Raw genomic sequence first — 23,350 nt, 5'->3', positions numbered from 1 at the left:
AGCGATTTGATGCACGTCATCACCACCCAAGAAGAACTCGAGACCGCTGTTGCCGCGTTCGAAAAGTCGGATTTCGTCACCGTCGACACCGAATTCATTCGCGAGACGACCTTTTGGCCGATCCTCTGCCTGATCCAGATGGCGGCGCCCGGCGTGACGGCGCTGATCGATCCGCTGTCACCCGACATCGACCTGAAGCCGTTCTTCAGGCTGATGGCCAACGAGGCCGTCGTCAAAGTCTTCCATGCGGCGCGCCAGGACATCGAAATCATCGTTCATCTCGGCGATCTGGTCCCGCATCCGGTGTTCGACACCCAGGTGGCGGCGATGGTTTGCGGCTTCGGCGACAGCGTCTCCTATGACCAGCTCGTCCAGAAGATAACCGGCGCCCGGCTCGACAAGTCCTCACGTTTCACCGACTGGCGCCACCGGCCGCTTTCCGAGAAGCAGCTCGACTACGCGCTTGCCGACGTCACCCATTTGATCGAGGTCTACCAGCACCTCAGCGCCGAGCTGGTGCGCGAGAATCGCGCCCATTGGCTGAACGAGGAGATGGAAGTTCTGACCGCGCGCGAGACCTACGATCCGCACCCGGAGGACGCCTGGAAACGGCTGAAGATGCGGCTGCGCAAGCCGCAGGAGCTGGCGATCGTGCAAGCGGTGGCCGCATGGCGCGAGCGCGAGGCGCGCGAACGCGACGTGCCGCGCGGCCGGGTGCTCAAGGACGACGCCATCTACGAGGTGGCGCAGCAGGCGCCGCGCGATGCGGCAGCACTCGCCAAGCTGCGCACCACGCCGAAAGGCTGGGAACGCTCGGTGACGGCAACGGCGCTGCTTGGCGCGGTCAACACCGCGCTTGCCTTGCCCAGGGAAGAGATGCCGAAGCTGCCGAAGAGCTTTCAGCCGCCCGAAGGCTCCAATGCCGCCGCGGAACTGTTGAAAGTGCTGTTGCGGATCGTCGCTGAAAAGGAGGGCGTCGCTTCGAAGGTGCTGGCCTCTAGCGACGACATCGACCGCATCGCCGCCGAGGGCGAGGCCGCCGACGTGCCGGCCTTGCAAGGCTGGCGGCGCGCCGTGTTCGGCGAGGCCGCGCTCAAACTGGTGCGCGGCGAGATCGCGATCAAGTTCGACAAGCGCAAGATCGCGCTGTTCGATTTGTAGTCTTGAGCCTGTCCGGCCCTAAGCTCAGCGCTGTTTCTGACCGGCCAGATGAAAAACCGCGATGACGATCACCGGCATCGCCAAAAGCGCGAATTTGGTGACGATCAGCGCCGAGGCGAAGGACAGCGAATCCGGATTGGCCGACAGGAAATCTGAGAGCAGGCGGGCCACCGCGAAGTTCTGCGCATAATCGGCAAGCGTGTAGGGCAGCACCAGGACAAGCGCGAACAGCGACTGGAGCTGCGCGGACAGCGCCCGGAAATTCTTCAGCCGCCGCCCCGTGGCCAGGATCAGGCTGACCAGCGTCAGCGACAGCAGCGCCGGGAACAAGAGGTCGAAGGTCAGATAATGCCAGACCAGGATGATCTCGCTGCCGCGCCGGCCGAGCGCCGTCAGCCAGGCCATGCCTTCATCCGGGGTGAAACCGGTCCAGCGCAAATCGAGCGACGGCAGGCCACCGCTCAACTGGCGGAAATACAGGAACTCCATCGCCGTCATGGCGACGAAAACCGCCACGCAGACGAAACAGAGTGCGGCGGCGTGGCGGGACAGCCGCAGCATCATTGCCGTCAGGCTTCGCGCAAGCTGGTCAGGCTCCGCCGGGATAATTCGGGCTTTCGCGGGTAATCGTGACGTCATGGGCGTGGCTTTCACGAAGTCCGGCGTTGGATATGCGTACAAAGGTGGCGCGGTCGCGGAAATCGGCAAGGTCGCGCCCGCCGACATAACCCATAGCGGCTTTCAGGCCGCCCGCAAGCTGGTGCAGCACGCCGGACACAGGTCCTTTGTAGGGCACCTGCCCTTCGATGCCTTCCGGCACCAATTTCAGCGTGTCACGCACCTCGGCCTGGAAATAGCGGTCGGCTGAGCCGCGGGCCATGGCGCCGACCGAGCCCATGCCGCGATAGGCTTTGAACGAGCGGCCCTGGTGCAGGTAGACCTCGCCTGGGCTCTCGTCGGTGCCGGCCAGCAGCGAGCCGATCATGGCGGCACTGGCGCCGGCGGCGAGCGCCTTGGCGAGATCGCCGGAATATTTGATGCCGCCATCGGCAATGACCGAGACGCCCGATTTCTGCGCCGTCTCGACCGCCGACATGATCGCCGAAAGCTGCGGCACGCCGACGCCGGCGACGATGCGGGTGGTGCAGATGGACCCCGGCCCGATGCCGACCTTGACGGCGTCGGCGCCGGCATCGATCAGCGCCAGCGTGCCTTCTGCGGTGGCGACGTTGCCGGCCAGGATGCGGACCGAATTGGACAGCTTCTTGGCCCGCGTCACCGCATCCAGGACACGTTGCGAGTGGCCATGCGCGGTATCGATCACCAGAAGGTCGACGCCGGCGTCGATGAGGCGCTCGGCGCGCTCGAAGCCGTCATCGCCGACGCTGGTGGCGGCCGCCGCGCGTAAACGCCCCTGCACGTCCTTGGTGGCGTGCGGATTGAGCTGCGACTTCTCGATGTCCTTGACGGTGATCAGCCCGACGCAATTGCCGTCGCTGTCGACCACGACCAGCTTCTCGATGCGGTGCTGGTGCAGGAGCCGCTTGGCTTCGTCCTGATCGACGTTCTCCTTGACCGTGATCAGGTTCTCACGGGTCATCAGCTCGTAGACCTTCTGGGCCGGATCGGAGGCGAAGCGGACGTCGCGGTTGGTCAGGATGCCGACCAGCCGTCCAACCGTATGCCCGCCAGCGCCGCCATTCTCGACCACGGGAATGCCCGAGATGCTGTAGGTGCGCATCAGACCCAGCGCATCGGCGAGCGTCGCCTCGGGGCCGATGGTGACGGGGTTCACGACCATGCCGGACTCGAATTTCTTCACTTGCCGCACCTGCTCGGCCTGCTCGGCCGGCGAGAAATTGCGGTGGATGACGCCGATGCCGCCGGCCTGGGCCATGGCGATGGCAAGGCGCGCCTCGGTGACGGTATCCATGGCGGCGGAAAGGATCGGCACGTTGAGGTCGATGTCGCCGGCGATGCGGGTGCGGATATCGGTCTCGCCGGGCATGACTTCGGAATGACCCGGCTGAAGCAGCACGTCGTCAAAGGTCAGCGCCAACGCGCCCGTGGACGTTTCGATAATTTTTGCCATGGCCAGCCCTCGGAATGCATGAAAAGCGCTGGACCGGATGGACAGCGCCGACTCGTCTTCTTCCCTTTCAGGATTGGCGCTGGCTCGTAACACGTCCCGTCGCCGATGAAAAGCCGATTGGTTGTGCACGTGTGCGGGCTCGTGATCCTTGCTTTGTGACGGCAGTTATGCTAGGAATTTATTCATGGTGCTGATTCGCGCCGACGACCCGCCGCCAAGGCGGTTTTTTTGTGCCATTCGTCGCACAGCTCCGACTGGCACGGCTGCCAGGGTCGCACAAATGTGACGGCAAATTAAGGCGACATCCGACCCGACCCGTGATAACCGCCCTGCGTGTCGGCTTGCCCCCTTTGCCCCCGAGGGACCGGCAAGCAATCGGCGGTGAAAATTCAAATCCGGACGCGCTCCATGAACCGCACCATTCCGCTTATCCTGGCGGTCGCTCTTTTCATGGAAAACATGGATTCGACCGTAATCGCGACGTCGCTGCCGGCGATCGCCGTCGACCTGCAGACCAGCCCGGTCGCGCTCAAGCTGGCGCTGACCGCCTATCTGGTGTCGCTGGCGGTCTTCATTCCGATCAGCGGCTGGATGGCCGACCGCTTCGGCGCCAAGAACGTTTTTCGCGCGGCAATCGCCGTGTTCATCGTCGGTTCGATCGCTTGCGCCGTATCCAATTCGCTGCCGGCTTTCGTGGTTTCGCGCTTCCTGCAAGGCATTGGCGGCGCCATGATGACGCCGGTGGGACGCCTTGTGCTGGTGCGCGCCACGCCGAAAAGCGAGCTCGTCGCCGCCATGTCCTGGCTGAGCATTCCGGCGCTGGTCGGGCCGCTCGTCGGGCCGCCGGTCGGCGGTTTCATCACTACCTATTTCACCTGGCACTGGATATTCCTGATCAATGTGCCGATCGGGCTGATCGGCATCTGGCTCGCCACCCGCTTCCTGCCGGAAACCGAATCGGCGCAGACGCCGCCGCTCGACTTCATCGGCTTCGTACTGAGCGGGCTGGCGGCATCGGGCATCGTGTTCGGCCTGTCGGTGGTCAGCCTGCCCGCTTTGCCCCCGATTGCCGGCTTTCTCACCGTGGCGGTCGGGCTGGTATCAGCGGTGCTTTACCTCCTGCATGCGCGCCGCGCCAAGAATCCGCTGCTGGCGCTCGATCTGTTCCGCAACCAGGTGTTCCGCTCCTCGGTCCTCGGCGGCGGACTGTTCCGCATCGGCATCGGCGCCGTGCCTTTCCTTTTGCCGCTGATGTTCCAGATCGGCTTCGGGCTGACGCCGTTCCAATCGGGAATGATCACCTTCGTGGCGGCGATCGGCGCCATCGGCATGAAATTCGTCACGGCGCTGATCTTCCGGGTCGCCGGGTTCCGCCGTGTGTTGATCTTCGGCTCGCTGATCGCGGCGGCGTCGATCGCCATCAACGGCTTGCTCACGCCGGAGACGCCCTATCTGCTGATCCTCGCCGCCCTGCTCGTCGGCGGCTTCATCCGCTCGATGTTCTTCACCGGCATCAACGCGCTTGCCTATGCCGAGATTTCGGCCGCCGACACCAGCAGGGCAACGCCGATCGCCGCGGTGTTCCAGCAACTGTCGATCGCGCTCGGCGTGGCGCTGGCCGGCGGCATCCTGGAAGTGTCGACGACAATCCATGGCGGGCCGCTGATGCTGAGCGACTTCCACATCGCGTTCTTCATCGTCGCGGCCGTGTCGGCGGCCGCTTCGCTGTCATTCATGCGGCTGGCGCCGGACGCCGGCAACGCCGTGTCGGGATATGGCGGGCTGACAGCGCCCAAGACGCTGGAGGTGGGCCCACCGGGTGGTTGAGGGCGGAGCGGTGCAGAGCCTCGTGATGCTGGAGGGACAGCGCCCCCCTCTGTCCTGCCGGACATCTCCCCCACTTGGGGGGAGATTGGCCGTCATTGTGGCTTTCGCCAATCTGCACAGTTGTAGGAAGTGAGCGGCGCGCCGAAGCTGCCGATCTCCCCCCTCGTGGGGGAGATGTCCGGCAGGACAGAGGGGGGCGCGAAGGAACGCTACAGAGCGGTTTTACGCTGCGCCGCTTCCGCCTTTAAAATCCTTCGCCAACAAATAAAGCTCTACGGACTCATCGCGCGAGGCCGGCGGCTTGACGTGATGGACCGAGCGGAAATTCTGCTTGAGCCTGGCGAGCAATTCGTTCTCGGCGCCGCCCTGAAAAGTCTTGGCGAGGAAATGACCGCCCGGCTTGAGCACCGACAGCGCGAAATCGGCTGCCACCTCGCACAGATACATGGTGCGGATGTGATCGGTCCGGCGGTGGCCGGTGGTCGGCGCCGCCATGTCGGAGAGCACGATATCCGGTCGGCCGCCCAGCGTTTCGGCGAGCTTTTCCGGCGCCTGCGGGTCGAGAAAATCCATCAACAGCACTGGCGCGCCAGGCACCGCATCCATCTCGAGATAGTCGATGCCGACGACATGCGGGTGTTCGGCCGTCGATTTCGTGCGCGCGGCGGCGACCTGGCACCAGCCGCCGGGTGCCGCGCCAAGGTCGATGACCTTCATGCCGGGCTTGAGCAGATGGTGCTTGTCGTCGATCTCGATCAGCTTGTAGGCCGCACGCGAGCGGTAGCCGTCGGCCTTGGAGCGTTGGACATAGGGATCGTTGATGTGGCGCTGCAGCCAGCGGCGTGACGATTCCTTCAGGCCGCTCTTCTTCTTGATCCGCGTCTTCAGCACGCGAATGCTGGCAGAGCCTGGTTTTTCCGGTTTCTTGGTCATTGCTTGATTTCTTGTTTGAGTTTTCTCGCTCGCCGAGTTGCGGCCGTTTTTCGGCGGCTGCGCGTTTCGTGAACGGCTTCCCCCACTCCGTCGCTGCTTCGCAGCGCCACCTCTCCCCCCTCCGGAGGGAGAGGAAGGGCGCCAGCCTGCATAAGCTCGCGCCCTTCCTCTACCCCGTCGATCGGGGGAGAGGTGTCGAGCGAAGCTCGACGGAGTGGGGGTCGACTGTTCACCTAAGCAATGCTTCCGCTTGGGTCCGAGAAAACCGGTTGCCACTTTTCGCTGGCGCGGTCCTTCGGTTCGGGATCATGCTCTGCCACGTCCACTGTTGCGCCAGACACCGTCGTCGGCCATCAATTCGCTCAATATGCCTTCACGCAAGCCGCGGTCGGCAACGCGCAGCCTTTCCGACGGCCATACCGCGCGGATCGCTTCCAGGATGGCGCAGCCGGCCAGCACCAGATCGGCGCGATCGGCGCCGATGCAAGGGTTGGCGACGCGCTGCTGAAAGTCCCAGCCGACCAGTTTTTCGACCATGCGGTCGACGCTGTCGCGGTCCATCCACAGCCCGTCGACCCGGCGGCGGTCGTAGCGCTCCAGGTCGAGGTGGACGCCGGCCAGCGTCGTCACCGTGCCCGAGGTGCCGAGCAGATGGAATTTCGGGCTGGCGAGCACATGGCTCAGCCGGTCGCGCCCGTCAAAGGCATGCAGGCGCACTGCCACATCCTCGACCATGGCGGTAAATATCTCGCGGGTGACGGTGCGGCCGCCGAAGCGCTCGGCCAGCGAAACCACGCCGACCGGCAGCGACGTCCAGGAGACGATGTGGTTGGCGAGCCGCGGCGAGCGGTGGCCGGTGAGATCGATCAGCGCGATTTCCGAGGAGCCGCCACCGATGTCGAACAGGACGACGCCTTGCGTGTCGCGGTCGACCAGCGAGCCGCAGCCAGACACGGCCAGCCGCGCCTCGGTCTGGCGGTCGATGATCTCGAGCTTCAAGCCCGCCTCGCGCTCGACGCGATCGAGGAACTCGGCGCCGTTCGCGGCCGTGCGGCAGGCTTCGGTGGCGATCAGCCGGGCCTTCCTGATCTTGCGGCTGCGCAGTTTGTCGCCGCAGATCTTCAGCGCCTCGACCGCACGGTCCATCGCGGGCTGCCCGAGCCGCCCATTGGCGGTGAGGCCCTCGCCAAGCCTGACGATGCGCGAGAAAGCATCGATGACGCGGAACTGGCCATGCCGCGTCGGCACCGCCACCAGCAGCCGGCAATTGTTGGTGCCGAGGTCGAGTGCGGCAAACACCGGCAGCTCCTGCACCGGCGGACGGCGAATGTCCTGCTCCGGCCTGCTCGGCGCAGTTGAGGGCAAAGGCGCGACAATCGCCTCGGGCGGGCGGCTGGCCGGAGCGCCGCCGGCGGCCGCCGACAGTCCGGCCGCTGCGAACTGAGCGTCATCGCGCACGAAAACCTTGCGGCCGCGCCGGCGTTTGCGCCGCTTCCTGGTCTTGGCCTTCTGATTCTGGCCATTCTGATGCTGGGGCGCGTCGCCTGCCTGTCCATGACTGGACCAAGGCTGCACCGGGCGGCCATTCTGCCGGCCGGCGGATGGGCTTGCCTGGCCGGATGGCGGCGGCGAAGCCCTGGACACGCCCACTTCCGGCGCGCCAGCGCCGGTGTCGTGGTCTTCCACTTCAGTTCCTTCCGGCGCCGCGCGAACCGGAGACCGGACGCAGCAGGCGCTGTCATGTGTTCTAAGTTGCCGCCAGACTAGCAGCGCCGGCCCGGATCACCAAGAGCGCAGGGGTCGAATTTTGGGTGACATTGTCTCGCCGCTCCGCTCGGCCCGATGATGGCAGGACAGAGGGGGGCGCGAAGGATCGCCAGGCTTTCCTTCTCCCTCCGCTACACGCCTTCGCAGTTGAATAGCCGGCTTCGATAAGGCATTTCTGAAATGGCGGGGATGGAACATTCGGAATCGCGGACAGTTTTCCCGACGCGAACCGAAAAAGGGGCAACGGGGCTGCAACGCATGATCGTCACGTCATGAATTGGAGACGCTATTTCTGGCCGGTCGTCGGCATTGCGGCGGTCGTCTTCTCGCTGTGGCTGCTGCTGCACGAGCTGCGCGGCATTTCGCTCGACGACGTCTGGGACGGCATCGTCGCCATCCCTGCCCGCGGCTGGGTACTCGCCGCGCTGAGCTCGGTCATCGCCTATGCGTCGCTGGCCGGCTACGACCACATAGCGCTCCTGCATATCGGCAGACGAGTCTCCTGGCTGTTCGTCACCCTGTGCTCCTTCACCACCTACGCGCTGTCGCACAATATCGGCGGCTCGGTGTTTTCCGGCGCCGTGATCCGCTACCGCGCCTATGGCACAAGGGGGCTGACCGGGCAGGATGTCGGCGTCCTGGTAGCGATCTGCTGGATCACATTCGTGCTGTCGACGATCCTCGTCTCCGGCCTCGTGCTGGTCTTCGAGCCGGAGATTATCGGCCGGTTCTCCGGCGCGCCGCACCATGGCCTGACGATTGCCGCGGGCGTCGCCATGCTGCTGCTGGTGGCGGCCTATGTCTTCGGCAGCTGGCTGCATCTCCGGCCGCTGAAGATCGGCAGCTTCCAGGTTCATTATCCGGCTCTGCCGATCGTCGCGCGGCAATTGCTGATCGGCCCGATCGAGCTTCTGGCAGCGGCGGCGATCATCTTCTTCGCCCTGCCCGTATCAGGCAATCCCGGCTATTTCGTCGTGCTCGGCGTCTTCCTGGTGTCGTTCTCGATCGCGCAGATCTCGCATGCGCCGGGCGGGCTCGGCGTGTTCGAGGTGGTCTTCCTCGCCGGCCTGTCGCACATGGACCCGGTCGGCGTGCTGGCCGCACTCCTGGTGTTTCGGCTGTTCTACCTGATCATCCCGCTGGTGATCGCGCTCAGCGTGGTGCTGTACTTCGAGCATTCGCAGCTCGGGCGGGGTGGGAAGTGAGATGCCGGGCAATCGTTTCAGACGGTGATGCGCGAAGAATGGGGAAGAGGGCCGCAACGCTGAGTGAGGCGCGGCCCCCTGCTGTTCAACGCCGCGACGCCCAGAGGTAACGGCATGGATCCTAGGGTCTCCGCAACGTCGCTTCGCTCCTGCTCCGCCCTAGGATGACGAAGGCGTGTTGGCTTACGGCTAGTCGCAAATGTTGAAAATTAGCACCGGTCGCAAACCAAGCTGACGCTAATGGCAAATCTCCAACCTTGGAGATTGGCCGAAACTACACTCCTTTCGTCATCCTAGGGCGAAGCAGGAGCGAAGCGACGTCGCGCAGACCCTAGGATCCATGCCGTTACAGTGGCCGAAGAACGCAGCGATGCAGTGGCTTCACTGTCTCGTCGAGGAATGTGTAAGGGTAAGGGACGCATCAAAAACCTGACGCGATTGCCCCAAATGAAGCATGGCACAGGCTTGACTATTTTCCGGCGGCGGCTACAAGGCACGCGCGGCGACATCGCCGCCCTGCCCGCGCGGTTTTCTTCAACCGCGCCTGCTGGGGAATAGGTTAACGGTAGACCCACGGACTCTGACTCCGTTAGTCCTGGTTCGAATCCAGGTTCCCCAGCCAAACAAAATCAAGCACTTAGCTGCCTAAATCGCCAAAAACCATGTTGCTAGCGCTGGAATTGGCAGCAACATAAGCCATTGATTTGTAAGGCTTGGTAATGAGCGGAGGCTGCGAATAGCAACATGGCGACATGAAAAACTCCCGTCGGAGCGGGGTTTTGTCGTTTGCCGGTGCTTCGCCCACCAGCTAGGCCGCAAGTTCGGCGGCCCATTCCGGTGTTAACAAGCAAACCGCCCAAGCCGCGTCATCGATCGGCTTGAGGCTACCCAATATCATCCTGTCTCTATTCGGATCCACGGTTGCGAATGAGCGCACGCCGTAAACATCTCCTAGCTTTCCGGCTTTCGCTCGAGACAGCACTAGCGACGGCATGGGCTGGTCGCGGTGTGTGATCCATGCCCCTAGTTCGAATTGCCAGTCGGCGTCGATGCCGGCAGCGTTTACGTGGAAGTTCATTTGCAAGTCTCCAGGTTGCGGCTCTCACAAAGCCAAGCCGGAAGTGGCACCGGCAGCCGGTGGTGTGAGACGACCTGGAAATCGCCGGCAAGCTTTTAGGTCTCGACCTTGGACATAGCTATGCCACCCCGGCCAAGGTCTGGTCCGCCGCCGCGTCGACCCATGTGACCCTTCCCTCGCCAGAAAGCATGGCGGAGAATCGAAGCTGACGCAAGAGCAATATCTTGTAATATATTGAAATCATAAGGTATTTTCGCCTTAAAAGTCTAGTCGTGATATGCGAAACCGCCTACTTGCTGATTGTGCTTGTAATTTCGAGGCGGGCCGGGCGTGAGGCTGAAGGGCTAGCGCGGGTCTCCTCACCGAACGTCGACCATTGCCGCCGCGTACTTCGTTCGCATGTTTCGATTACATTGATTTAGCTAAAATATTAAACAGCCAGTCGAGCGCGCGCCCCGAAGACTCGCTGGTCAGGCCCAGCGGCCTCACCCCCTAACCAAGCCGCTGGGCCGCCCCAGAGCGAAGCGTGCTGTCGCTGTACATTAGCGACCTTCGGAACTGCCTGGCGCTATGCCGCGTTAATCTTCTGAATCGGGAGATAGCTGTGCAAAAAAAAGACTATCGAACGAACAGAGCCGACTATGCGATTGCCGCGAAGCATGGCCGCGCGACCGCTGAGGGTGATGAGCTGCCGGCGAGAAAAAAGAAGTCCCTGTTGGCAAGGGATCGGCGATCTGAAAAGTTGACTGAAAATCCGTCGGAAAGCGCGCCAGAACCGAAAGCCAGAACGCGCGGTTAGATTTTTTGAAAGCGGCGCCGACCGCATTCACTTCACTACTCGTCATGACGAACAGTGTTCGTTCGAATGATGCTATTCCGTTGCCTTGAGCGCAAGTTTTTGGTCAGCCAGCACAGCGCCTCCTCTTAAGCTCGCTGGTGGTCAAGGCCCGCGATGAAACGGCCAATCAAATACTATCTTAAGCGCCACGTGCGCTACGATCCGGACCTGCTGCCCCGCACGGGGCACAGGTACAAGCCAGCCAAACCGGCCCACGATGCCGTATGGCCCAATGTCATCTCGGCAATTGCTATTGCCGGTTTCGTCCTCGCGTTCATCTGGAGCTAAGACGATGCGATCAATGGACACCACGCACACGCTGATCTAGCTCCATCTTCATGCGCACCTTCGTTGCAGCATTGCTACGGCGAAAGGCCGCAAGGCTGCGCTGGTCGCTTGTTAGGCTGGGAAGCCGGTAAGCGCTACCTCCAACAGATCGATGCCGGTCAGCGTTCTAAGCGGCAGCCCTGAGGTTTCTGTCCAATCCTCGGCCCTGGCCATGAATCCAAACGACATGCCGGTTGGCGTCTCGACGTCGAACCAGCCCAAGGGCCGTCTGCGACTATGCTCACGCGGCCGCATCCAGCCCCTGCGCCGGCACATAGTTGAGGATCGGGCCGAGCCAGCGTTCGACCTCGGCGAGCGGCATGGCCTTGCGGCGCGCGTAGTCCTCGACCTGGTCGCGTTCGACCTTGGCCACCCCGAAATAATAGCTCTCGGGATGCGACAGGTAGATGCCGGACACGGAGGAGCCCGGCCACATCGCAAAACTTTCGGTCAGGCTGACGCCGGCATTGCGCTCGCCGTCGAGCAGGCGGAAAAGCGTCGCTTTCTCCGTGTGATCGGGCTGCGCCGGATAGCCCGGCGCCGGGCGGATGCCGCGATAGGGTTCGCCGATCAGCGCGTCCGGCGCCAGAGCCTCGTCTGGCGCATAGGCCCAGAACTCCTTGCGCACGCGCTCGTGCAGGCGCTCGGCGAAGGCTTCGGCGAAACGGTCGGCCAGCGCCTTGACCATGATCGACGAGTAGTCGTCGTTCGCCCGCTCGAAGCGCTCGGCGATCGCTGCCTCCTCGATGCCGGCGGTGACGATGAAGCCGCCGAGATAATCGGCCTTGCCGCTGTCCAAAGGTGCGACGAAATCCGACAGCGCGACGTTCGCCTTGCCGTCGCGCTTGGTCAGCTGCTGGCGCAGCGTGAAGAAGGTCGCCAGCTCCTGCGATCGCTTATCGTCCGTGAACAGCCTGATATCGTCGCCGACGGCGTTGGCCGGCCACAAGCCGATGGCGCCCCTCGGCGCGAACCATTTTTCGGCGATGATCTTCGCCAGCATCGCCTGCGCGTCCTCGAAAAGCTGGCGTGCCGCCGGCCCTTGCGCCTCGTCGTCGAGGATTTTGGGATAACGGCCCTTCAGCTCCCAGGTCTGGAAGAACGGCGTCCAGTCGATATAGCGCGCGAGCTCGGCCAGGTCCCAGCCTTCGAAGATTTTCAGGCCGAGGAAGGACGGCTTCGGCGGCTCATAGGCCGACCAGTCGATCCTGTGGGCATTGGCCCGCGCCTTGGCCAGCGGCAGGCGCTGCTTGTCGGCTTCGCTGCGCGCGTGCGCATCGGCAACCTTCTTGTACTCGGCACGGACGTTGTCGACATAGCCGCCCTTGGTCTCGTTCGACAGCAGCGCCGACACCACGCCGACCGCGCGGCTGGCATCGGTGACGTAGACCGTCTGGCCCCTGGCATAGCGCGGATGGATTTTTACCGCCGTGTGCACACGGCTGGTCGTCGCGCCGCCGATAAGAAGCGGAATGTCGAAACCTTCGCGCTCCATCTCGGCGGCCATGTGCGCCATCTCGTCGAGCGAAGGTGTGATCAGGCCGGACAGGCCGATGATGTCGACCTGTTGCTCGCGCGCCGTCTGCAGGATCTTCGCCGCTGGCACCATGACGCCGAGGTCGATGATCTCGTAATTGTTGCAGGCGAGAACCACGCCGACGATGTTCTTGCCGATGTCGTGGACATCGCCCTTCACCGTCGCCATCAGGATCTTTCCGGCGGTCTGGCGCTCGCCGGTGTCTACGCCGTTGGCGGCGTTCGCCAACTTCTCCGCCTCCATGTGCGGCAGCAGGCCCGCCACCGCCTGCTTCATGACGCGGGCGGACTTCACCACTTGCGGCAGGAACATTTTTCCCGCGCCGAACAGATCGCCGACGACATTCATTCCTGCCATCAGCGGACCTTCGATGACATGCAGCGGGCGCTCGGCGGCAAGTCGCGCTTCGTCCGTGTCCGCGTCGATGAATTCGGTGATGCCGTTGACCAGCGCGTGCGAAATGCGCTGCTCGACCGGCCAGTCGCGCCAGGCGAGATCGCGTTCCTGCGCCTCCTTGCCCGCCGTGCCTTTGAAGCGCTCGGCGAGTTCCAGCATGCGTTCGGTCGCTGTGCCGCCGCCCTTCGGCTGACGGTTGTTGACGACATCCTCGCAGGCTTCGCGCAGTTCCGGATCGATGGTGTCGTAGACGGCAAGCTGCCCGGCGTTGACGATGCCCATGTCCATGCCGGCCTGGATGGCGTGGTAGAGGAACACGGCATGCATGGCCTCGCGCACCGGCTCGTTGCCGCGGAACGAGAAGGAGAGGTTCGACACGCCGCCCGATATATGGACATGGGGAAGCGTCGCAATGATCTGCCGTGCGGCTTCGATGAAGTCGACGCCGTAATTGTTGTGCTCGTCGATGCCGGTGGCGATGGCAAATATGTTCGGATCGAAAACGATGTCCTCGGGCGGGAATCCGGCCTGCTCGGTCAAGAGCTTGTAGGCGCGGGTGCAGATTTCGACCTTGCGCGCTTGGGTGTCGGCCTGGCCGTCCTCGTCGAAGGCCATGACGACCACCGCCGCGCCATACGCGCGGACGAGCTTCGCATGGTGCAGAAAGGCTTCCTCGCCCTCCTTCATCGAGATGGAGTTGACCAGCGGCTTGCCCTGCACGCATTTCAGGCCGGCTTCGATGATCTCCCATTTGGAGCTGTCGATCATCACGGGAACGCGGGCGATATCCGGCTCGGCGGCGATCAGGTTGAGATATTCGACCATCGCCCTCTTCGAATCGATCAGCCCTTCGTCCATGTTGATGTCGATGATCTGCGCGCCGTTGGCGACCTGGTCGCGCGCGACGTCGAGCGCGGCGGCATAGTCGCCGGCCGTGATCAGCTTCCTGAACTTGGCCGAGCCCGTGACATTGGTGCGCTCGCCGACATTCACGAACGGAATTTCGTCGGTCAGCGTGAACGGCTCGAGCCCCGACAGGCGCATCTTCGGTTCGATGTCAGGAACAGCGCGCGGCGGATATTTCTTCACCGCCTGTGCGATGGCGCGGATGTGGTCCGGCGTCGAGCCGCAACAGCCGCCGACGATGTTGACCAATCCGTCGCGCGCGAAATCCTCGATCTGCGCGGCCATGAATTCCGGGCTCTCGTCATAACGGCCGAATTCATTGGGCAGGCCGGCATTGGGATAGGCACAGACAAAGGTGTCGGCGACGCCTGATATTTCGTCCAGATGCGCGCGCATGGCTTTGGCGCCCAGCGCGCAATTAAGGCCTATCGTGAACGGGTTGGCGTGACGGACCGAGTGCCAGAAAGCCGTCGGCGTCTGGCCGGACAGCGTGCGGCCGGACAGGTCGGTGATCGTGCCTGATATCATCACCGGCAGATGCACGTCCTTCTCGATGAAGATCTCGTTGCAGGCGAAGATCGCCGCCTTGGCGTTCAGCGTATCAAAAATGGTCTCGATCAGGATGATGTCGGCGCCGCCGTCGATGAGACCGCGCAGCTGCTCGCCATAGGCGAGGCGCAATTCATCGAACGTCACGGCGCGGTAGCCGGGATTGTTGACATCCGGCGACATCGAGGCGGTGCGGTTGGTCGGTCCCAGCGCACCGGCGACGAAGCGACGCTTGCCGTCCTCCTGCTGTGCCCTCACCGCTGCCCTGCGCACCAGCCGCGCACCATCGCGGTTCAGCGCGTAGACCGCGTCCTCCATGCCGTAATCCGCCTGGGCGATGGCGGTCGAGGAGAAGGTGTTGGTTTCAAGGATATCCGCGCCTGATATGGCGTATTGATAGTGAATCTCCTCGATCGCCTTGGGCTGCGTCAGGATCAGCAGATCGTTGTTGCCTTGCTGGTGGCATGCGCACTCCGCGAATTTGTCGCCACGGAAGTGGTTCTCGTCGAAGCCGAGGCCCTGGATCTGCGTGCCCATGGCGCCGTCGAGGATGAGGATGCGTTCGCGCGCCGCCGCCGTCAGTGCTGCAAGGACTTCCGATCCGTCGGGCTTGGCCGCGACGGGGCCGAACAGGTCGTCCAACGATGATGGGTTTTGCGACATATTTCATCCTCGGCGCGACAGTCGCGCCTAAGTCACATAAAGACATCTTTATGTCAATATACGCTATTCGGCTGCTGCTGTCACCCCTGTCGCTAGGGGTACTGCCTGCCGGCGCTACACCGCCGCCTAACCCGCCTTCGCCACCACTGCCGCTCTTAGCAGCATGCCGAACAGGTCGCGTGGCTCGTCCGGGTCGGCCAGCATGTCGAGTTCCTGGTAGAGGCCGGTTAATCGCAGCTGGTCCCTGACATAGCGCAGCGCCGAGAAATCCTCGATGGCGAAGCCGACCGAATCGAACAGCGTGATCTGGGCCGGGTCGCGCCGGCCTTGTACGACGCCGGTGATGACCTGCCACAGCTCGGTCACGGGATGGTCCGGAGCAAGCTGCTGGATCTCGCCCTCGATGCGGGTCTGCGGCGGGGATTCGACGAAGATGTCGGAGCGCAGCAGGATATCGCGATGCAGTTCAGTCTTCCCCGGACAATCGCCGCCAACCGCATTGATGTGCACGCCCGAGCCGACCATGTTGTCGGTGAGGATGGTGGCGTACTGCTTGTCGGCGGTGACGGTAGTGATGATCTCAGCCCCCTCGACGGCCTCTCCGGTAGAGCGGCAGGCGACCATTTCGAAGCCAAAACCAGCGAGATTGCGGATGCACTTTTCCGTCGCCGAGCGGTCGATGTCGAAGAAGCGCAGCTTGCGCACACCCAGCAAGGCCTTGAAGGCCAGGGCCTGGAATTCCGCCTGGGCGCCATTGCCAATCAGCGCCATGCAGTCAGCGCCGGGTGGCGCCAGATGCTTGGCCGCGAGCGCCGACATCGCCGCGGTGCGCAGCGCGGTCAGGATGGTCATTTCCGACAGCAGCACGGGGTAGCCATTGTGGACGTCGGCCAGCATCCCGAAGGCGGTCACGGTCTGGCGGCCCTCGCGCATGTTCTTGGGATGGCCGTTGACATATTTGAAGCCGTAGACCTCGCCGTCGCTGGTCGGCATCAGCTCGATGACGCCCTCGGCGCTATGAGAGGCGACGCGCGGCGACTTGTCGAAGGCCTCCCAGCGGCGGAAGTCATCCTCGATGTAGACGGCAAGCTCGGTGAGGAAGCGTTCGACGCCGATCGCCAGCACCAGCTTCATCATGTGGTCGACGCTGACGAAAGGGACGATGTTGAGATTGGGGATCATTTTTGTCCTTGCCCGCATTGCTGCGACGGTCAGTCCTTGCGATGCGCGTTGTGCGCCTTCATCATCGTCGCCAGTGCCGGATCGCTCCGCTCCAGCGTGCCGATCGCGGCATTGGTGTCGTAGAGCCGCTCGTCCTGCCCCATCTTGAACTTGGCCTCGAGCCGTTCGATCGGCAGGTCGAAGCCAAGGATGTGCGGTATGCGCCGCTCCATGCCGCCCGGCCCGAGCTCGCGCATGCGCCAGCGGCCGTCGCGGTCCTTTTCCAGCACGTCGACGAGCCGCAAGAGGTGCCGGGCGGTGGCGTGCTCGTCGAGCTGAAACGGCCGGCCGTGGCAATGGACGACGGCGAAATTCCAGGTCGGCGCGCTGTCGCGCACCGGATTGCGCGGATACCAGGACGGCGAGATATAGCCATGCGGCCCGTGGAAGATTGCGATCGTCTCCCGGCCCTCCGCAATCAACGCGCTGTGCGGGTTCTGCCGGGCCAGATGCGACACCAGCGTGCCGTTCGCTCCCCGCTTTCGGTCGAGCACGATAGGCAGATGCGAGGCGACGAGTCCCTCCGGCCCTGACGTCACCACCGTGGCGAAGGCGGCCGCCTCGATCAGGCCGAAGACGTCGTCCTGCGAGAGCGGCGCGAATTCGGGCTTGGTGTACATTATAGGGCTAGTTCCTCGACATGAGTGATCTTGACAGTCGCTGCCGTGCTGGCCATCTCCAACGTTCGGGATTGGCCGAGGCTTCTCCAACTTCGTCATCCCTGGGCGAAGCAGGAGCGGAGTTCCGTCGCGGAGACCCTGGGATCCATGCCGTAATCTTGGCCGAAGGGCGCCGCGGAGCAGAATTCTGCACCGTAGCAGCGCTCTGAAGTCGCGGCATGGATCCTGGGGTCTGCGCCGCGTCGCTTCGCTCCTTGCTCCGCCCCAGGATGACGAAGCGATGGGTGTTTTCAGCCAATCTCCAAGGCTTGCGATCTGCCAACGTAAGCACTATCCGACCTTTCAGAACTTTTGCACTAAGGAACTAGCTTCTCTGCACGCGAACCGCAGGGATCAGGCCTTGCGGCCGCACCAGCAGCACGGCGATGACGCCGGAGAGCACGATGGCGTCGCGATAAGGTGCGACCGCTGCCGGCAGCGTCGCCTGCAGCAGCACTTCGATGATGCCGAGCAGGAAGCCGCCGGCGACCGCGCCCGGCAGGCTGCCCAGCCCACCGACGACCGCGGCGATGAAGGCCTTCAGCACCGGGGTGAACCCCATCAGCGGATCGACGGAAGCGCGCTGCGCCACCCACAGCATCGCCGCCAGCCCGGCCAGCAGGCCGGAGAGCAGGAAGGCGGTGGCGATGATGCGGCTGGCCGGGATGCCCATCAGCCGGACGACATTGAAATCCTCGGCCGCGGCGCGCATCGCCGTGCCGGTCACGGTGCGGCGCAAGAAGAGTTCCAGCGCAATCAAGGCCAATGCCGAGACGACGATGGAGATGCTCGGGCCGACGCCGATGGTGAAATCGCCGAACGAGAAGGCGCCGGTCATCCAGCTGGGCATGGCGACGGCCTGCGGCCGGGCCGAGATGCCGTTCTGGAAGACGACCTTCAGCAGGCTCGAAACGGCGAAGCTGGTCAGAAGCAGGCTGGTGACGCTGGCGCCGCGCATCGGCCGGAAGGCGACGCGTTCCATGGCAACTGCCGCGAGCGCGCCGCAGGACACGGCGACGAGCACCGCCGCCGGAAACGGCAGACCGAAAACCAGCGCGGCAAGCAAGGCATAGCCCGACAGTGTCATCAGCTCGCCATGGGCGAAGTTGATCAGGCCGACGATGGAAAAGACGATCGCCAGCCCCAGTGCCAGCAGCGCATAGACGCCGCCGAGGCTCACCGCATTGATGATCTGCTGCGCGATCATGGTTCAGGCTCCGAGATAGGCTTGGCGGACGAGGTCCGAACTGGCGAGTTCCTTGGCGGTGCCGGCGAGCACCACCTCGCCATTGGCGAGCACGATGGCGCGGTCGGCGATCTCCAGCGCCAGCGCCACATTCTGCTCGACCAGGAGGATGGTCAGGCCGTTGCGGCGCAGTTCGGCGATCAGGTCGAAGACGGTGTCGATCAGTTGCGGCGCAAGCCCGAGCGACGGCTCGTCGAGCAGCACCATGCGCGGTTTGCCCATCAATGCGCGGGCGATGGCAAGCATCTGCTGCTCGCCGCCCGACAGATTGCCGCCCTTGACGCGATGGTAGCGCCGCAGGATCGGAAACAGTTCCAGCATCTCCTCTTCGCGCGCCCTCGCCTCCGCCGCCTGCAGGTGCATCGCGCCGCCAAGCCGCAGATTGTCGGCCACGGTCAGGCCGGCGAAGATGCGCCGGCCTTCCGGAACCAGGGCGACGCCCTTGCGGGCGATCGCCTCCGGCGCCCGGCCGGTGATGTCGACGCCGTCGAAGACCACTTTCCCCGATACGACAGGCACCAGCCCGGCGATGGCGCCAAGCGTCGAGCTCTTGCCGGCGCCGTTGGCGCCGACCAGCGCGATGATCTCGCCGCTGTCGACGGCGAGATCGACGCGGCGCACCGCCTCGACCTCGCCGTAGCGTATTTTCAGGGCTTCGACGCTCAGCATGATGTCACGGCGCCGGCACGTCGGCGGCGTCGGGGATCATGGTCTGGATGTGCTTGCCCTCGCCGCTCTCATAGCGCATCAGCGCCACAGGCCTCAGCGGCATGCGGTCGGTGCCGGCATAGGTGATCTTGCCGGTGATGCCGTCAAAGTCCTTGAGGCCGGCGATGGCATCGCGGATCGCCTTGGGATCATCTGAGCCGGCCGTCTTGACCGCCTGGTCGAGGATCAGCCCGATCTCGTAGCCATTCACCTCATAGGTCGATTCCGGCGCGTGGCCGGCATATTTTGTGAAGGCGGCGTTGAAGGCCTCCAGCTTGCTGCCCGGCTCGGCATAGCCGGCCGCCGTGTAGACGACGCCGTCGACCAGTTTGCCCAACCCCTTGATGGTCGGCGTGCCGATGGCGTCGGCGCCATAGACCGGAATGGTGACGCCGGCGCCACGCAATTGCTGGATGAAAGCCGGGAAATCAGGCTCGTAGGCGGCCGTCATGATCAGGTCCGGCTGGTCGGCGAGGCTCTTGATGTTGGTGATCTCGGCGGAAAAATCCGGCTGGCCCATGGTGAAAGTACCGCGGCCGACGACAGCGCCGCCCTTCTTTTCAAACACCTTGCCGAAATATTCGGGCAGGTTGGCGGTGTAGGTGGAATCCGGCGACGTCAAGAGAAAGACCTTCTTCTTGCCTTCGGCGACGGCGAAGTCGGCGACCGCGGTCGCCTGCACATTGTCGGCCGGATAGGTGCCGAACATGACGTCGCCGACCGCGGCGGTGAGCACCGGGGCGGAGCCGCACAGCGTCAATGTCGGAATGCCGAGCGGCTGGGTGAGCTGGCCGGCCGAGATCGAGGGGTCGGCGTCACACGGCGTGATCATGATCTTGGCGCCGGCGTCGATCAGTTCCTGCGCGACGGTGGCGGTCTGCGCCGTGTCGGAGCGGGTGTCCTTGATGATTAGCTTGACGGTGTATTTGCCTGCGAGACCGCCCTTGGCGTTGAGTTCGTCGAGCGCCATGCGCAGACCGGCAAGTGCCGGCTGGTCGTAGGGAGCAAGGCCGCCGGTCTGCGCGGTCGCGGCGCCAATGATGATCTCCTCGGCGGAAGCCGTGGAAACGATGGCGACGGTCGTGCCGAACACCGCTGCATAGAGGGCGGCGCGGTGAAGGCGATAAAGCTTTGGCATGTCGGTTCTCCTTTTGGATTTGTTATCGTTGGCTATGCGGTTTCACTTGCAGGTGTTTCGTTGGCGGGCGTTTCTTGTCCCGTCTTGGCGCGGGCGGTGCGGCTGCCGAGATAGGCGGCGATGACGGCCGGGTTCTTCTGCACTTCGGCCGGCGTGCCGTCAGCGATGACGCGGCCATGGTCGATGACGACGATGCGTTCGCACAGGTTCATCACCAGCCGCATGTCGTGCTCGATCAGGACGACACCGATGCGCCGCTCGGCGCGGACGGCCGAGAGGATGGAAACCAGCTCGGCGGTCTCGACCGCGTTCATGCCGGCGGCGGGCTCGTCGAGCAGCAGGAAGCGCGGTTTCAGCGCCAGCGCCCGCGCCACCTCCAGCCGGCGGCGTTGGCCGTAGGCGAGCCTGGCGGCGGGCTGATCGGCAAATTTCTCCAGGCCCATGCGGGAAAGCTCGCGCATCGCGGCCGCCTCGGCACTGGCAAGGTCGGGCTCGACCGAGCGGGCGGCGACCACGACATTTTCCAGCACGGTCATCTGCGGGAAGACGCGGATGTTCTGGAAGGTGCGGGCAACGCCGGAGCGGGCGAAGCGGAAGGCCGAAGCCTGCCTCACCGAACCGCCGATCGACACGCTGCCGGCGCTCGGCTCGACGTCGCCGGCGAGCATGTTGAGCAGCGTCGTCTTGCCGGCGCCGTTCGGGCCGATGATGCCGGTGATGCTGTCGGTGTCGAAGGCGAGCGTGACGTCGTCGACGGCGACGACGCCGGCATAGCGCCGCGACAGACGATCGGCCGCCAGCCGATCCTGCTCGGCGTGCATCAGCGGCGCGGCCGGGACCGTCGCGGCCTGGCGTCCGGGCCGGCGCAAAAGGTTCAGCTCGCGCTCGCCGAACAGGCCGGTCGGCCGCCGCCAGATGACCAGGATCATGGCGATGGCAAGCACGCCCTGGGTCAGGCCGAACAGCACCGGCAGATGCAGGCCGAACACCTCGCCGCCGCCTTCGAAGCGACGCACCACCTCGATCACGACGATGGTGACGACGACGCCGGCAAAGGCGCCGAGCGAGGAGCTCATGCCACCGACGATCAGCATGGCCAGCAAGGTGAAGCCGAGGTCGAAATAGAAGTCGCGCGGCGAAAAGGCGCCAAGGAACTGCGCCATCATGGCGCCCGCGGCCATGGCGGCGACCGCGCCCACAACCCAAGCGGCCAGCCGCGAGGTGCGCTGGTCGACGCCGACGGCGGCGGCACCGCGCTCGTCATTGGCGGCGGCGCGGGTGGCAAGGCCGAAGGCAGTCTCGCGGAACAGCCTCGCCACGACCAGCGCCACCGAAGCGACGCCGATAGCGGTCCACAGACCGACCTCGCGCGGCACGCCGTAAAAGGGCTGGCTGCCGCGGGTGATCTCGCGTCCGGCAACCAGTAGCGTGTAGACGATGATCAGCATGGCGAGCGTGGCGATGGAAGCGCTCGATCCGGACAGCCTGAGCAGAGGCGTGCCGGTCAGCAGGCCGATGACGATCGCAAGGATCAGCACGACGGCGAGCGCGGCGAAGAAGGAGAGTTCATAGCCAGCGAGAAACTGCGGTAGGTCGCGCAACGCGGTGCGCTGCAGCGCCGCCGGCATGGTCAGGATGCCGGTGGCATAGGCGCCGAGACCGACAAAGGCGGCGTGGCCGAAGGAGACGATGCCGCTGTTGCCGGAGAATATCTGCAAGCCGAGCACCGCCGTCAGCATGATCGCGGCATAGGTGACGACGCGCTGCATGGCGGCGCCGCCGAAGAAGAAGACAATGAGCCCCGCCAGCAGCAGCACCGCCACCATGCAAAGCGCATCGGCTGAGGCGTTGCGGAACGCGGCCGGCATGAAGGACCGGCTCGGGCTTTCGCTCATCGCCACCTGCGCCATCACGCAGCCTTGAAGCGGCTGGGCGAAAACGGCGCCAGGATCGGCTGGGCGCCTTCGGTCACCAGCCTGGCTACCGCTTCGCCGACCGCCGGACCGGTCTTGAAACCATGACCGGAGGAGCCGGCCGAAACGAACAGCCCGTCGACGCCTGGCATGGCGCCGATCACCGGCAGGTCATCGGGGCTCATGTCGTAAAGCCCGGCATAGCCGGGACGAATGCCGAGATCGGCCATCGCCGGCACGCGCGTCGCGAAGGTTTCGAGGATCTCCACCGATTCTGATTCCTCGACGCCGTCCATGTAGCTGTCGGGGTTTTCGACGAAACGCGGTCGGCCGGCCTGTTCGTGGCGCACGCCGGTGCCACCGCCGGCCCAGGTGCCGGCAAGGATGACGCCATCATTGTCGGGCCGCGCATAGTTGCAGGAGATGTCGTCGCACCAAGCGAAAGGCATGACCTGGCGCGCCTTGCCGGCGGCGTCTAGCACGGCCATCGGGTGGCGCTCGACATGCAGAGGCAAATCGAGGCCGACCGTCGCCAGCAGGCGGCGCGTCCATGGCCCGGCGGCGAGCACCACGGCATCGGCCTTCAGCACCGTTCCATCGGCGCGCGCGACGCCGCTGATGCGGTCGCCCTCTTTCACCAGCCGTTCGACGATGCTGTTCTGCATGATCCTTGCACCGCGTGCCTTGGCGGCGCGGGCAATTGCATTGGTTGCGCCGAAGGCGTCGGCATAGCCGTATTCGGGCTCCCACAGCGCCAGCGCGACATTGTCCAGCGCAAAGCCGGGCGCAGCATCGGCAAAGGCTTGCGGCGACAGCGTCTCGATCAATGCGCCCTCGCCGCGAATCCGTTCGGCGGCAGCCTTCCAGCTCGCTTCATTGTCTTTGCCGCAGACCCACATCATGCCGATTTCGGTGACGAAGGCGCCCTCGCCTGATATCTCCGGCAAGGACACAAGGATCTCGCGGCCACGAATGGCAAGCTGCGACAGTTCCGGCATCAAATAGAAGGCGTGCAGCAGGGCCGAGGACTTGCCGGACGGCCCGCCGGCGGGATGCGTCTGCTCGACAAGCGTCACCGTCACGCCGGCCGCGGCCAGATGATAGGTCGCGCTCGATCCAACTATACCCGCGCCGACGACGATGACGTCGCTTCCAGTCCGCATGGCTGTTCCCCACAGTCTCTTGG

17 protein-coding genes and 1 tRNA gene are annotated in these 23,350 nt (G+C 64.3%); 5 read left to right on the top strand and 13 right to left on the bottom strand.

The annotated features are described in order from the left end of the window. Window positions 1-9 precede the first annotated feature (9 nt). Window positions 10-1,161, top strand: a complete 1,152-nt coding sequence (gene rnd / locus EOC94_RS12020; RefSeq protein ID WP_127290635.1) for a ribonuclease D — start codon at window positions 10-12, stop codon at window positions 1,159-1,161. A 24-nt stretch (window positions 1,162-1,185) separates the two neighbouring features. Here rnd and EOC94_RS12015 read toward each other — a convergent pair whose 3' ends face one another. Next, the gene (locus EOC94_RS12015; protein ID WP_164897609.1) at window positions 1,186-1,725 is read right to left on the bottom strand and encodes a hypothetical protein; all 540 of its coding nucleotides are present in this window, start codon (window positions 1,723-1,725) and stop codon (window positions 1,186-1,188) included. Between the two features lie 25 nt (window positions 1,726-1,750). Next, on the bottom strand, window positions 1,751-3,253 hold the full coding sequence (gene guaB / locus EOC94_RS12010) for an IMP dehydrogenase (RefSeq protein WP_095485726.1): 1,503 nt from the start codon (window positions 3,251-3,253) through the stop codon (window positions 1,751-1,753). Between the two features lie 408 nt (window positions 3,254-3,661). Here guaB and EOC94_RS12005 point away from each other — a divergent pair, with 408 nt between their 5' ends. Next, the gene (locus EOC94_RS12005; protein WP_127290631.1) at window positions 3,662-5,080 is read left to right on the top strand and encodes an MFS transporter; all 1,419 of its coding nucleotides are present in this window, start codon (window positions 3,662-3,664) and stop codon (window positions 5,078-5,080) included. 222 nt (window positions 5,081-5,302) lie between these two features. Here EOC94_RS12005 and EOC94_RS12000 read toward each other — a convergent pair whose 3' ends face one another. Then, window positions 5,303-6,013 (bottom strand): RlmE family RNA methyltransferase, encoded by a 711-nt coding sequence (locus EOC94_RS12000; protein WP_127290629.1) that lies wholly within the window; start codon window positions 6,011-6,013, stop codon window positions 5,303-5,305. Window positions 6,014-6,319: 306 nt separating this feature from the next. Then, the gene (locus EOC94_RS11990) at window positions 6,320-7,699 is read right to left on the bottom strand and encodes a Ppx/GppA phosphatase family protein (RefSeq protein WP_127290627.1); all 1,380 of its coding nucleotides are present in this window, start codon (window positions 7,697-7,699) and stop codon (window positions 6,320-6,322) included. Window positions 7,700-8,052: 353 nt separating this feature from the next. On the opposite strand from EOC94_RS11990, the gene EOC94_RS11985 reads away from it, so the two are divergent. Together EOC94_RS11985 and EOC94_RS11980 are read left to right on the top strand one after the other, a co-directional pair. Continuing rightward, window positions 8,053-8,985 (top strand): lysylphosphatidylglycerol synthase domain-containing protein, encoded by a 933-nt coding sequence (locus EOC94_RS11985; protein ID WP_127290625.1) that lies wholly within the window; start codon window positions 8,053-8,055, stop codon window positions 8,983-8,985. A gap of 548 nt (window positions 8,986-9,533) precedes the next feature. Then, window positions 9,534-9,607 (top strand) — tRNA-Gln (locus EOC94_RS11980). Window positions 9,608-9,793: 186 nt separating this feature from the next. Here the strand turns inward: EOC94_RS11980 and EOC94_RS11975 are convergent. Continuing rightward, window positions 9,794-10,063 (bottom strand): hypothetical protein, encoded by a 270-nt coding sequence (locus tag EOC94_RS11975; RefSeq protein WP_127206706.1) that lies wholly within the window; start codon window positions 10,061-10,063, stop codon window positions 9,794-9,796. 604 nt (window positions 10,064-10,667) lie between these two features. Here EOC94_RS11975 and EOC94_RS11970 point away from each other — a divergent pair. Then, window positions 10,668-10,862: a hypothetical protein gene (locus EOC94_RS11970; protein WP_245329883.1), complete on the top strand. Its 195-nt coding sequence runs from the start codon at window positions 10,668-10,670 to the stop codon at window positions 10,860-10,862. Between the two features lie 607 nt (window positions 10,863-11,469). Here EOC94_RS11970 and metH read toward each other — a convergent pair. The 8 genes from metH to EOC94_RS11920 form a co-directional block, all read right to left on the bottom strand. Next, a complete protein-coding gene (gene metH, locus EOC94_RS11960; protein ID WP_127290621.1) occupies window positions 11,470-15,279 on the bottom strand; it encodes a methionine synthase in 3,810 nt (1,269 codons plus the stop codon). 126 nt (window positions 15,280-15,405) lie between these two features. Then, window positions 15,406-16,461, bottom strand: a complete 1,056-nt coding sequence (locus tag EOC94_RS11955) for an ornithine cyclodeaminase (protein WP_127290619.1) — start codon at window positions 16,459-16,461, stop codon at window positions 15,406-15,408. A gap of 29 nt (window positions 16,462-16,490) precedes the next feature. Then, a complete protein-coding gene (locus EOC94_RS11950; RefSeq protein ID WP_127290617.1) occupies window positions 16,491-17,120 on the bottom strand; it encodes an FMN-binding negative transcriptional regulator in 630 nt (209 codons plus the stop codon). A gap of 364 nt (window positions 17,121-17,484) precedes the next feature. After that, window positions 17,485-18,366 carry a branched-chain amino acid ABC transporter permease gene (locus EOC94_RS11940; RefSeq protein ID WP_095485717.1) on the bottom strand — a complete coding sequence of 294 codons (882 nt, stop codon included), beginning with the start codon at window positions 18,364-18,366 and terminating at the stop codon, window positions 17,485-17,487. A gap of 3 nt (window positions 18,367-18,369) precedes the next feature. Further along, entirely contained in the window at window positions 18,370-19,074 is a 705-nt protein-coding gene (locus EOC94_RS11935) for an ABC transporter ATP-binding protein (protein WP_127290613.1), read from the bottom strand. 4 nt (window positions 19,075-19,078) lie between these two features. Continuing rightward, the gene (locus EOC94_RS11930) at window positions 19,079-20,251 is read right to left on the bottom strand and encodes an ABC transporter substrate-binding protein (protein ID WP_127290611.1); all 1,173 of its coding nucleotides are present in this window, start codon (window positions 20,249-20,251) and stop codon (window positions 19,079-19,081) included. Window positions 20,252-20,283: 32 nt separating this feature from the next. Continuing rightward, window positions 20,284-22,146 (bottom strand): branched-chain amino acid ABC transporter ATP-binding protein/permease, encoded by a 1,863-nt coding sequence (locus tag EOC94_RS11925; protein ID WP_245465545.1) that lies wholly within the window; start codon window positions 22,144-22,146, stop codon window positions 20,284-20,286. Between the two features lie 14 nt (window positions 22,147-22,160). Further along, a complete protein-coding gene (locus EOC94_RS11920; RefSeq protein WP_127290607.1) occupies window positions 22,161-23,327 on the bottom strand; it encodes an FAD-binding oxidoreductase in 1,167 nt (388 codons plus the stop codon). Window positions 23,328-23,350 lie beyond the last annotated feature (23 nt).

Source organism: Mesorhizobium sp. M6A.T.Ce.TU.016.01.1.1, from assembly GCF_003997065.1.
In the GTDB taxonomy this organism is placed as follows: Bacteria; Pseudomonadota; Alphaproteobacteria; order Rhizobiales; family Rhizobiaceae; genus Mesorhizobium; species Mesorhizobium mediterraneum.
Note: the sequence above shows the minus strand (reverse complement) of the source record. Positions and strands in the feature narration are given on the sequence as shown.

Bases quoted from the DNA above. Each gene is read 5' to 3' on its own strand.
- rnd (WP_127290635.1), top strand. From the start codon at position 10: ATGCACGTCATCACCACCCAAGAAGAACTCGAGACCGCTGTTGCCGCG.
- EOC94_RS12015 (WP_164897609.1), bottom strand. From the start codon at position 1,725: ATGATGCTGCGGCTGTCCCGCCACGCCGCCGCACTCTGTTTCGTCTGC.
- guaB (WP_095485726.1), bottom strand. From the start codon at position 3,253: ATGGCAAAAATTATCGAAACGTCCACGGGCGCGTTGGCGCTGACCTTT.
- EOC94_RS12005 (WP_127290631.1), top strand. From the start codon at position 3,662: ATGAACCGCACCATTCCGCTTATCCTGGCGGTCGCTCTTTTCATGGAA.
- EOC94_RS12000 (WP_127290629.1), bottom strand. From the start codon at position 6,013: ATGACCAAGAAACCGGAAAAACCAGGCTCTGCCAGCATTCGCGTGCTG.
- EOC94_RS11985 (WP_127290625.1), top strand. From the start codon at position 8,053: ATGAATTGGAGACGCTATTTCTGGCCGGTCGTCGGCATTGCGGCGGTC.
- EOC94_RS11975 (WP_127206706.1), bottom strand. From the start codon at position 10,063: ATGAACTTCCACGTAAACGCTGCCGGCATCGACGCCGACTGGCAATTC.
- metH (WP_127290621.1), bottom strand. From the start codon at position 15,279: ATGTCGCAAAACCCATCATCGTTGGACGACCTGTTCGGCCCCGTCGCG.
- EOC94_RS11955 (WP_127290619.1), bottom strand. From the start codon at position 16,461: ATGATCCCCAATCTCAACATCGTCCCTTTCGTCAGCGTCGACCACATG.
- EOC94_RS11950 (WP_127290617.1), bottom strand. From the start codon at position 17,120: ATGTACACCAAGCCCGAATTCGCGCCGCTCTCGCAGGACGACGTCTTC.
- EOC94_RS11940 (WP_095485717.1), bottom strand. From the start codon at position 18,366: ATGATCGCGCAGCAGATCATCAATGCGGTGAGCCTCGGCGGCGTCTAT.
- EOC94_RS11935 (WP_127290613.1), bottom strand. From the start codon at position 19,074: ATGCTGAGCGTCGAAGCCCTGAAAATACGCTACGGCGAGGTCGAGGCG.
- EOC94_RS11930 (WP_127290611.1), bottom strand. From the start codon at position 20,251: ATGCCAAAGCTTTATCGCCTTCACCGCGCCGCCCTCTATGCAGCGGTG.
- EOC94_RS11925 (WP_245465545.1), bottom strand. From the start codon at position 22,146: ATGAGCGAAAGCCCGAGCCGGTCCTTCATGCCGGCCGCGTTCCGCAAC.
- EOC94_RS11920 (WP_127290607.1), bottom strand. From the start codon at position 23,327: ATGCGGACTGGAAGCGACGTCATCGTCGTCGGCGCGGGTATAGTTGGA.